The 8,581-nt window shown below is 63.6% G+C and carries 9 protein-coding genes and 1 pseudogene; 5 read left to right on the top strand and 5 right to left on the bottom strand.

From position 1 onward, the window contains the following. From WAN02_RS19580 to WAN02_RS19565, 4 genes and pseudogenes are all read right to left on the bottom strand, one after another. Positions 1 to 1,490 (bottom strand): annotated as a pseudogene (locus WAN02_RS19580) (flavin-containing monooxygenase); the annotation flags it as partial. Beyond that, positions 1,487 to 2,407, bottom strand: a complete 921-nt coding sequence (locus WAN02_RS19575) for a ferritin-like domain-containing protein (RefSeq protein WP_422265895.1) — start codon at positions 2,405 to 2,407, stop codon at positions 1,487 to 1,489. The gene WAN02_RS19575 and the pseudogene WAN02_RS19580, both read right to left, overlap by 4 nt. Positions 2,408 to 2,432: 25 nt before the next feature. After that, entirely contained in the window at positions 2,433 to 3,281 is an 849-nt protein-coding gene (locus WAN02_RS19570; protein WP_422265894.1) for an SDR family NAD(P)-dependent oxidoreductase, read from the bottom strand. A 2-nt stretch (positions 3,282 to 3,283) separates the two neighbouring features. Then, a complete protein-coding gene (locus WAN02_RS19565) occupies positions 3,284 to 4,267 on the bottom strand; it encodes an alpha/beta hydrolase (RefSeq protein ID WP_422265893.1) in 984 nt (327 codons plus the stop codon). 101 nt (positions 4,268 to 4,368) lie between these two features. Here WAN02_RS19565 and WAN02_RS19560 point away from each other — a divergent pair, with 101 nt between their 5' ends. Continuing rightward, positions 4,369 to 4,944, top strand: a complete 576-nt coding sequence (locus WAN02_RS19560; RefSeq protein WP_422265892.1) for a TetR/AcrR family transcriptional regulator — start codon at positions 4,369 to 4,371, stop codon at positions 4,942 to 4,944. Between the two features lie 78 nt (positions 4,945 to 5,022). Beyond that, positions 5,023 to 5,970 (top strand): aldo/keto reductase, encoded by a 948-nt coding sequence (locus tag WAN02_RS19555; RefSeq protein ID WP_422265891.1) that lies wholly within the window; start codon positions 5,023 to 5,025, stop codon positions 5,968 to 5,970. Between the two features lie 3 nt (positions 5,971 to 5,973). Here the strand turns inward: WAN02_RS19555 and WAN02_RS19550 are convergent, their stop codons facing one another. Further along, positions 5,974 to 6,183, bottom strand: a complete 210-nt coding sequence (locus WAN02_RS19550) for a hypothetical protein (protein WP_422265890.1) — start codon at positions 6,181 to 6,183, stop codon at positions 5,974 to 5,976. A 182-nt stretch (positions 6,184 to 6,365) separates the two neighbouring features. Here WAN02_RS19550 and WAN02_RS19545 point away from each other — a divergent pair, with 182 nt between their 5' ends. The 3 genes from WAN02_RS19545 to WAN02_RS19535 form a co-directional block, all read left to right on the top strand. After that, positions 6,366 to 7,874, top strand: a complete 1,509-nt coding sequence (locus WAN02_RS19545) for a flavin-containing monooxygenase (protein ID WP_422265889.1) — start codon at positions 6,366 to 6,368, stop codon at positions 7,872 to 7,874. Further along, entirely contained in the window at positions 7,871 to 8,311 is a 441-nt protein-coding gene (locus WAN02_RS19540; RefSeq protein WP_422265888.1) for a VOC family protein, read from the top strand. The genes WAN02_RS19545 and WAN02_RS19540 overlap by 4 nt, the downstream gene beginning before the upstream one ends. Continuing rightward, the coding region (locus WAN02_RS19535; RefSeq protein ID WP_422265887.1) for an SDR family NAD(P)-dependent oxidoreductase at positions 8,308 to 8,581 on the top strand (274 nt) is incomplete at its 3' end. The genes WAN02_RS19540 and WAN02_RS19535, both read left to right, overlap by 4 nt.

Raw genomic sequence — 8,581 nt, 5'->3', positions numbered from 1 at the left:
GAGCTCACGCGCACGGCCGCATGTTCGACCGCGTCGTAGTCGGCGTACTGGAAATCTCGCATCTGCCGAAGATACTGGGTGGCGAACCCCGGGTACATCGACACGTTGCGTCCGTCCTTGGTCAAATACCAACTGCTGCAACCCGACATCTACGTCGTCTTGGTGAGTCTCCGCTGGATGCGTTCGTTGTAGCGGCGCTGCACATCATGACGGACATCGAGGTAGCGCAGATCGCTGTCCAGGATGGTGGTGATACCGCGGACGGCGTAGTCGAGCTGGCCCTCGATGTATACCAGCAGCGAATTGTGTCCGGGGCCGGAGTTCGGGCCGGTCATCAAGAACAGGTTCGGATAGCCGTGCGCGCTGGCGCTCTTGTAAGCCTGCGCGCCGTCCGTCCATTCGTCGCTCAACGATCGTCCACCCAGCCCGGTGACCGGGAATGGCAGGCCGGTCAGATGCACGTCGTATCCGGTGGCGAACACGAGGCAGTCCAGGTGATGCTCGATGCCGTCGCTGGTGCGAAGGCCCACCGGACTCAACGTCGCGATCGGCCAGTCGATCAGCTTGCAGTTGTCGCGCTGCAGGGCGGGGTAGTAGTCGCTGGAGACGAGCATCCGCTTGCAGCCCGGGGTGAAGTCGGGTGTCAGCTGGCGGCGCAGCCACGGGTCTTTGACTTGGCGGTTCAGGTGCATCTTGCCGAGCCGGGCGACCACAGACGTCAACGGTGTGTTCCATACCAGCGCAGTTGCGCTTGCCTCATGCCCCCAGTACAGCGCTTGGCGCGCAAGCTGTTGCACCGCAGGGGCTTTGGCGAAGACTGTCTGGACAGCGGGCGGCGTCGCGAAATCGAAGCGGGGGAGCACCCAGCCCGGGGTGCGCTGGAATACCTTCACGAAATCGGCCTGCTTGACCAGTTCGGGGATGATCTGGATCGCGCTGGCGCCGGTGCCGATGACACCGACCCGCTTTCCGGTGAAGTCATAGTCCTTGTCCCACCGGGCACTGTGAATCTTGTGGCCTTCGTAGGAATCGATACCCCGGATGTCGGGGAAGCTGGAATCGGCTAGTGGCCCGGACGCCAGGATCACCGTACGGGCGCGAAAACGCTTGCGACTGGCCGTGGTTGCGGTCCAGACGCCGGCGTCCTCGTCAAAGGACAGCCCGGTGACGTCCTGACCAAACTGAATGCGGCGACGGATGTCGAACCGATCGGCCATGTCCTCGATGTGGTTGCGGATTTCGTCGGCCGGCGAATAGGTCCGCGACCAGGTCGGGTTCTTGACGAACGAGAACGAGTACAGCAGCGACGGGATGTCACAGCTGGCGCCGGGATAGCTGGTGTCCCGCCAGGTTCCGCCGACGCGGTCGCTGCGCTCCAGGATGATGACGTCGTCGACGCCGGCGTGAGCGAGCTTGATCGCTGCGCCGAGACCGCTGAAGCCGGCTCCGACGATCAGCGTGGCATAGGTGGGCGTTTTCGCCATGGTCATGCCGCCGGCTCGTGCGTGACTTCTCGAACCCACGTAGGTACCGCCGGCAGCAGGGGCCGCGGATACCGGTCGGAAAGCCACACCATCGAATTGGCCAGTAGGTGGTACGGGTGGCGCGGATTCGTGACCACTCCGGCGTAGCGCCTCAGGAACCGGTAAGTCGGTACCCGACTGGTGTGTTGGCCGCGGTCGCCAAGCTCTTTGAAGCGTTTCACGGCCTTGTACAGCCGCTCCGGCTCCATGCCCATGGCGGTGATCTCGTTGCGGATCCGGTTGATCAGCGGTGCGCCCATGATCGCGCCGATGATGAGACCCGGAGTGGCATTGCGGCCGACGAAGTCGATCAGCAACCATCGGATCTTCGCGTGTCCGATCAGGTCGAGAACTTCGAAATCGACGACCAGATGCCGTGATTCGTCATTGTTGATCTTCTCGAACACCTGATGGCAAACAGGGTCGTGCACCTCGTCGAGAAGGAATTTCAACAGGGCGCCGTCCAGTGCGACTTCGAGCATCGGGATGACGGTGCCGAGCAGCGACAGCGGCATGTCGTCGGCCCAGCGGTCCAGCCAGTCGATAGCCAGCCGGATGTTGACGTTCGGCTCGGGAACTTCACCGTCCTCGAGCATGCCCCAACGCTTCATCAGCGCCAGTTCGGCGTTAGCGTGGCGCTGCTCCTCGGCGTGGAAATAGCGGTAGATCTCACCGATGGTCGGTGTGGGTGCCTTCTTCGCCAGCGCGGCGAACCCGCGGGCGCCGATGTTCTCGATCCAGCACAGGTCGGCCATGAACGCCTTGAGTTGTGGGCGCTGCGCGTCGGTGATCATCTCGGCGCCCGTTGCGTCCCAGTCGATGTCGGCGAGCGCCCACTGGCGGTCTTTGATCTTGGCCAGCATTGCTTCCATGTCGATACTCATCGGATCCTCCTTTTGATGGGATTCTTCAGAGCGGGGCGGCCCTGGACACCAAGCCGATGGCGCGGGCGTAGGTACCGGGTATCAAACGTTTGATGTTCCAGCCGATCTTGGCTTCGAGTTGCGGCATGCAGTACAGGTCGCCGCGATCGTGGGCGTCCAGGCAGGTTTGCGCCACTTTGTCCGCTGAGACGCCTGTCCAACGCATGATTCTGTGCGCGAATTGATTCGTCTCGGAGGAGATGCGGCCCGATTCGAGGATGTTGGTCTTGACGAAGGTGGGGCACAGGGCAGTGACTTTGACTCCGCTGCCGGACAATTCGGCGGCCAAGGTTTCCGAGAGCGACAGCGTACCGGCCTTGCTGACGTTGTAGGCCGCCATGCTGGGCGCGGCGGCGAATGCCGCGGCGGAGGCGACGTTGATGATGCCGCGCGGTGCATTCGAAGGGTCGGCTGTCCGCAGGATCGGCGCGAAGACATGGCAGCCGTGAATGGGTCCCCACAGGTTGATGCCCAACACCCACTGCCAGTCCTCGATGGGGAGTTCGCCGATCGGGGCCCCGCCGGAGCCGACACCGGCGTTGTTGATCACCAGCGTGGGCGCGGCGCCGAACCAGGATTGCGACTGCGTGGCCAGATCGACCACCTCGTCGAGTTGGGTTACGTCGCAAGTGATTGCGACTGCCTCGCCGCCGATGTCCGCGATCGCGCTCACGGTTCTCTTGGCGGCGACTTCATCGATGTCGCTGCAGACGACCCGACTGCCGCGGCGGGCCAGTTCGATCGCGAACGCCGCGCCGATGCCGCTGCCGGCACCGGTCACCACCGCACGCGCGTGATGGCTCACTTTGGGCGATTTTCCAAACGGCCCGATCATCCTCAGCCCGCCTTCCCTGATATGGCCTCGATACCGTTGTCTCGCATCGAGGTGTCGATGAAACGTGCGACGTGCTTCATGGCCATGACGGCTTCCGGTGACAGCCTCGGCAGCGCCTGGAACACGTGCACCTGATCCGGCCAAACCTGCAAAGTGCAACGGCCACCGGCGGCGCGAATGTCAGCGGCCAGGTGCCGCGCGTCGGCCAGCAGCATTTCGGCGCCGCCGGCCTGGATGAGCGTCGGGGGCAACGGCGGTCCGCCGGCGACGTCGAGCTTCAGCCGCCGGTGTGCGGGATCGACGCCATTGCTGTACAGCGCGACCAGGCGTGCCGCATCGTCGGCGCGGATCGCCGGGTCGCGCCGCAAATCCTCACGCGCACGGCCAAGCTCGAGCGTCAGGTCGATCAGCGGTGAGAACAGCGCTAGCGCCGCGGGGCCGTCGGCTGCCACGTCGGGCTGCAGTAGCAGATCCACCGAGAGATGGCCGCCTGCCGAATCGCCGGCGATCACCACGCGGTCCGGCGGCACCTGGCTGGTGAGCCAGTCCCAGCCGGCGCGCACATCATCGGCCGCGGTCGGGAAGCGGTGCCGCGGCGCCAAGCGGTAGTCGACGGCGAACACCGGCAGACCCGTCAGCCGGGACAACCACGATGTCAGCCGGCGGTGGGTGCGCGGCGAGCACAACGCAAAGCCGCTGCCGTGGACGAAATAGATGGCGCCGGCCCCAGTAGGTACGCCGGGCGCACGCACCCATTCACCGACCACGCGACGTCCGTCGTGGTGCACGTCAACCGGCTCGATCCGGCTCCCGGCCAGCGACGGTCCGAAGGCATCCATGATGCCGGCCACGATCTGTCGCGACAGCCACAGGCTCCATGCCTGCTCGGGCGGTAACACCGCGCCGACCTGCCGCAATGTCGTCATGCTCAGCAGAGCTGCGGAACGCGATCGCAGCGATCCACGGGTCGGCACTGACTCCGTCATGCGAATGAGTCAACACAAAATGGTGACATTCGTCAATGGCAACGTCCGGGGTGTCGCGCGAGGCTGGAATAATAACTGACCGGTCGTCTGTTAACACGGCCATGCCACGACCATCGAATCCCGAAGTCCGCAAGCGGCTGCTCGCGGCAGGCCTCGAGCTGATCCATGCGCGAGGGTTCGCCGCCAGCGGCGTCAAAGACATCACCGACGCGGCGGGCGTGCCGAAGGGCTCGTTCTATGCGTATTTCCCCAGTAAAGAGGGGTTCGCCGCGGCAGTCCTGGACGGCTATTGGGTCGATATCGAAACTCGGCTCGTGCCGATCCTTCGCGGCCACGGGTCGGCGCAGGAGCGGATCACCCGGTTCTTCCACGCGCTCACCGATGACCACGAGGCCGCCAACTTCCTACTCGGCTGCTTGATCGGCAATTTGTCGCTAGAGCTCAGTAGCTCCAGTGAACCGATTCGCACCCAGCTGATCAGCATTCTCGAGCGCTGGGGCAACGCTCTGGCCGCATGCTTGCGCTCCGGTGATCTTCACAAGGATCTCGACGCCGACGAGATTGCCTCCCAGCTGATCGAAGCCTGGGAAGGCGCGGCGCTTCGGGGCAAGATGATCCGCAGCCGCATTCCCTACGACCGGTTCGAAGCCGACACCATTCCCGCGCTGCTGCGCTGAACGGAGCGGGAATGGCGGGCTGTCAGCGGACGTTAGATAGACGACTGGTCATCTATAAAGTGAAGGAGGCCGACGGATATGGCATCAGGTGAGGATCTGAGGCAGGTCACGTTCCCGTTGAATGACGGTCGCGGCGCGATTCCCGCGCTCGGGTTCGGAACGTCGCTGTCCGATCGCACGAAGACGCGCGACGCCGTCAAAGCCGCGGTCAAGGTCGGCTTCCGCCACCTCGACGCCGCCGAACGGTATCGCAACGAGGCCGAAGTCGGCGCCGCGCTCAAAGAATTGTTCGCAGACGGCACAGTGCGCCGTGACGAGCTGTTCGTGACCACCAAGCTGTGGAACAACAACCATCGCCCCGAACGGGTCAAGTCGGCATTGCAAGCCAGCCTCGACAGGCTCGGGCTCGACACCGTCGACCTGTATCTCGTGCACACCCCGTTCGCGTTCAAGCCCGGTGACGACCAAGATCCCCGCGACCCGCACGGCGATGTCATCTACGACGACGCCGTCACGTTAGAGGAAACCTGGGCAGCGATGGAAAGCCTTGTCGACGAAGGGTTTACCGGAGCAATAGGGCTCTCCGACATCGACGTCGAGGGCGTCAAGCGGATCGCCGGCACCGCCAGGATCAAGCCGGCGGTGGTCGAGGTCGAGTCGCATCCATACCACCCGCAGTGGGAACTGCATCAACTGCGCGAGACGGACGGGATCATCCTGTTGGCGTTTGCTTCGCTTGGGCACGCGCTCGAGCCGCGACTGCTCGACGATCCGCTGATTGTCTCGATCGCGCAGCGGTTGGGAAAGACGCCCGCACAAGTGCTTTTGGCGTGGGGCATTCAACGTGGCAGCGCGGTCCTGACGGCATCGGTCAACCCGACGCGCATCAACGAGAATTTCGATGTGACCGCGATTCCCGAGAGCGCGGTCCAAGACATCAGCGAGCGTCTCGAGACCCGCTTCCGGTTCAATTCAGTTGTCGACGGCGGAGAACCGGGTTTCGCCAACGTGCCCACAGGCAGTTGACCGTCAGGCGGTCGACGTCGAGATGGCCTCGAGGGTTTCTTCGGCCGAAGTATTGCCGTCGCGTAGTCGGGGATGTTGATCTGCAACGCCGCGTGCATCTCGCCGTCGGGATAGCTGGCCGTCGCATCTTTTGACGACAGTCACCTCATAGCCCAGCTCCGCACCAAAGCGGACCGTCGCCGCTAGGCAGGTGTGCGCGATCAGGCCCCTCATGATCAGCTGCTGAATGCCGTGCCTCTTGAGCAGAAGGGTTGGCAAAACCCGGGCCGGTATCGGCGGTGCAGTGCGTAGACATTCTCCGGAGCGCCGGTGAGCACCACCTCCGCGATACCGTTTTACATATAAGACTTGATATGTAACATGGCCAGGTATGGCCGCCGTCACACTCGCGCAGCGTGATCTCAGCGACGGGGCCGGCGTTGTCGAAACGTAGGCCGCGGGTTGGCGTCATCGGGGCCGGTCCCGGCGGTATCGCCATGGGTATTCAATTGGCCCAAGGTGACTACGATTTCACCATCTTCGAACGCGGCGACGGGTTCGGCGGAACCTGGCGCAACAACACCTACCCCGGTGCGGCGTGTGATGTGCCGTCGCACTTCTACTCGTTTTCGTTTGCGCTGAACCCGTACTGGACCAAGACGTACGCGAACCAGCCCGAGATTCTCGCCTATCTGGAACGGGTCGCACACGACCACCAGCTGAGTCAGCACCTGAAAGCCGGCACCGTCGTGACGTCGATCCGATGGTCTGATGCCGACTCGCAATGGGCGATCGAGACCGCGCAGGGGAGTCGACACGAGGTCGATGTGGTCGTCAGCGCGGTCGGCATGCTTGATGTTCCCAATATCCCGGCAATTCCGGACCGGGAGCTTTTCGGCGGGCGAGTTTTTCACTCGTCACAGTGGGATCATTCGAAATCGACGGCGGGAGAACGGGTTGCATCGATCGGCACGGGCGCCAGCGCCGTGCAGTACGTGCCGGCCATCGCCGCGGAGACCGAGCATCTGACGGTATTCCAGCGCACGCCGATTTGGGTGGCACCACGGATCGACGACCCCTTCACCAGCGAGCAGCAAGAGTTGTTCGCGAGCGACCCCGCCGAAGCGCTGAAGCTTCGAGATGCCGCGTTCCAGCAGTACGAAGTGGCCGATTTCGATGTCGAATCCGACATGACCAAGATGCTGACCGAGATGTCGTACAACTACTTGATGAAAAAGGTGAGCGATCCGGAGTTGCGCTCGAAGTTGTTGCCGGACTACCCCGTTGGCTGCAAGCGGCCGCTGCAGTCGAAGACCTGGTTTCCGGTATTCGATCTACCGAACGTCACGCTGGAGACCGCTTCGATCGTTGCCTTCACCGAACGCGGTCTGCGCACCGCGGACGGTGTCGAGCACCGGGCCGACACGGTGATCTTCGGAACCGGTTTCAAGGCCGCCGACTATCTGAGCAATTTGGATGTCTACGGCAGCGGTGGCCGGCGACTTCACGACGACTGGCGTGACGGCGCCGAAGCGTATCTGGGCACGGTGGTGCCCGGCTATCCGAATCTGTTCACTCTGTACGGGCCGAACACCAACGGGACCACCTCGATGATCTACGTCCTGGAGGCGCAGGCCGAGTTCGTGCGCCGACTGCTCGACACGATGAGCCGAGAAGCGATTGATGCAGTCGAGATCAAACGCGACCCGCACGACGCATTCAACGCCGAGATCCAGGCGGCGCTGGACACCACGGTCTGGGCGGCGAACTGCAGCAACTACTTTCGCCACGCAAGCGGCAAGATGGTGACCCAATACCCGTACAGCGGAAGCATGTTCGCGCAGCGACTCGCCGCAGTCGACCTGGACATGTTCGACACCCGTCGGCAAAGTCGGAAACTCAAGGCAGAGGCCGGCAACGCATGACCGGTGTTCATCACACGGCGATCGTGACAACCGACGTCGAACGTGCGTTGAGCTTCTGGCGGGACGGACTGGGTCTCACGGTCTTGTTCGACCAAAAATTCACCGGTGATTGGCCGACCCTGTTCGACGCCACTAGCGATACCCTGCGGTCGATCTTTCTCGGCGACCTCGGCGCACCGGATACCGGCATCGTCGAATTGGTCGTGTTCGTCGATCCGGCACCCGAGCGCGAATCGATGGCCGGCCCCGCGGCCGGGTTCTTTCTGATCTCGCTGAACCGCGAGGTCGAGCCGACGCTTGGTCGACTGGCCGATCTGGGATTCGCCGATGACGCACGACAGATTGCCGTTCACGCACCGCATGGAAAGCAGGTTCAGATGGCCGTCGTCACGGCGCCGGACGGCGTCCGCGTTGAGCTGATCGGGCCCGCGCGGTGAGCGCCATCGTGACCGGCGGCGCCTCCGGCATCGGCAGCGCGGCCGCCGACCGGTTGCGGGGCGCTGGCCAAGATGTCATCACGTGGGATCTCCGTGGCGGCGACATTGCTTGCGACATAAGCGATCCCGACGCGGTGTCTGCTGCGCTGGAGCAGACGGTGGCGAGCGTCGGGGTGCCGGATCGTCTGGTCGCCTGTGCCGGTGTCGGTGCTTCCGGAATGTTGATCGCGCAAGATCCCGCCGACTGGAAACGAGTGATCGACGTCAACC

Source organism: Mycobacterium sp. (assembly GCF_049281135.1).
In the GTDB taxonomy this organism is placed as follows: Bacteria; Actinomycetota; Actinomycetes; order Mycobacteriales; family Mycobacteriaceae; genus Mycobacterium.
This window is presented reverse-complemented; position numbering and strand designations above follow the sequence as displayed.

Bases quoted from the DNA above. Each gene is read 5' to 3' on its own strand.
- WAN02_RS19565 (WP_422265893.1), bottom strand. From the start codon at position 4,267: ATGACGGAGTCAGTGCCGACCCGTGGATCGCTGCGATCGCGTTCCGCA.
- WAN02_RS19570 (WP_422265894.1), bottom strand. From the start codon at position 3,281: ATGATCGGGCCGTTTGGAAAATCGCCCAAAGTGAGCCATCACGCGCGT.
- WAN02_RS19555 (WP_422265891.1), top strand. From the start codon at position 5,023: ATGGCATCAGGTGAGGATCTGAGGCAGGTCACGTTCCCGTTGAATGAC.
- WAN02_RS19550 (WP_422265890.1), bottom strand. From the start codon at position 6,183: ATGAGGGGCCTGATCGCGCACACCTGCCTAGCGGCGACGGTCCGCTTT.
- WAN02_RS19540 (WP_422265888.1), top strand. From the start codon at position 7,871: ATGACCGGTGTTCATCACACGGCGATCGTGACAACCGACGTCGAACGT.
- WAN02_RS19575 (WP_422265895.1), bottom strand. From the start codon at position 2,407: ATGAGTATCGACATGGAAGCAATGCTGGCCAAGATCAAAGACCGCCAG.
- WAN02_RS19560 (WP_422265892.1), top strand. From the start codon at position 4,369: ATGCCACGACCATCGAATCCCGAAGTCCGCAAGCGGCTGCTCGCGGCA.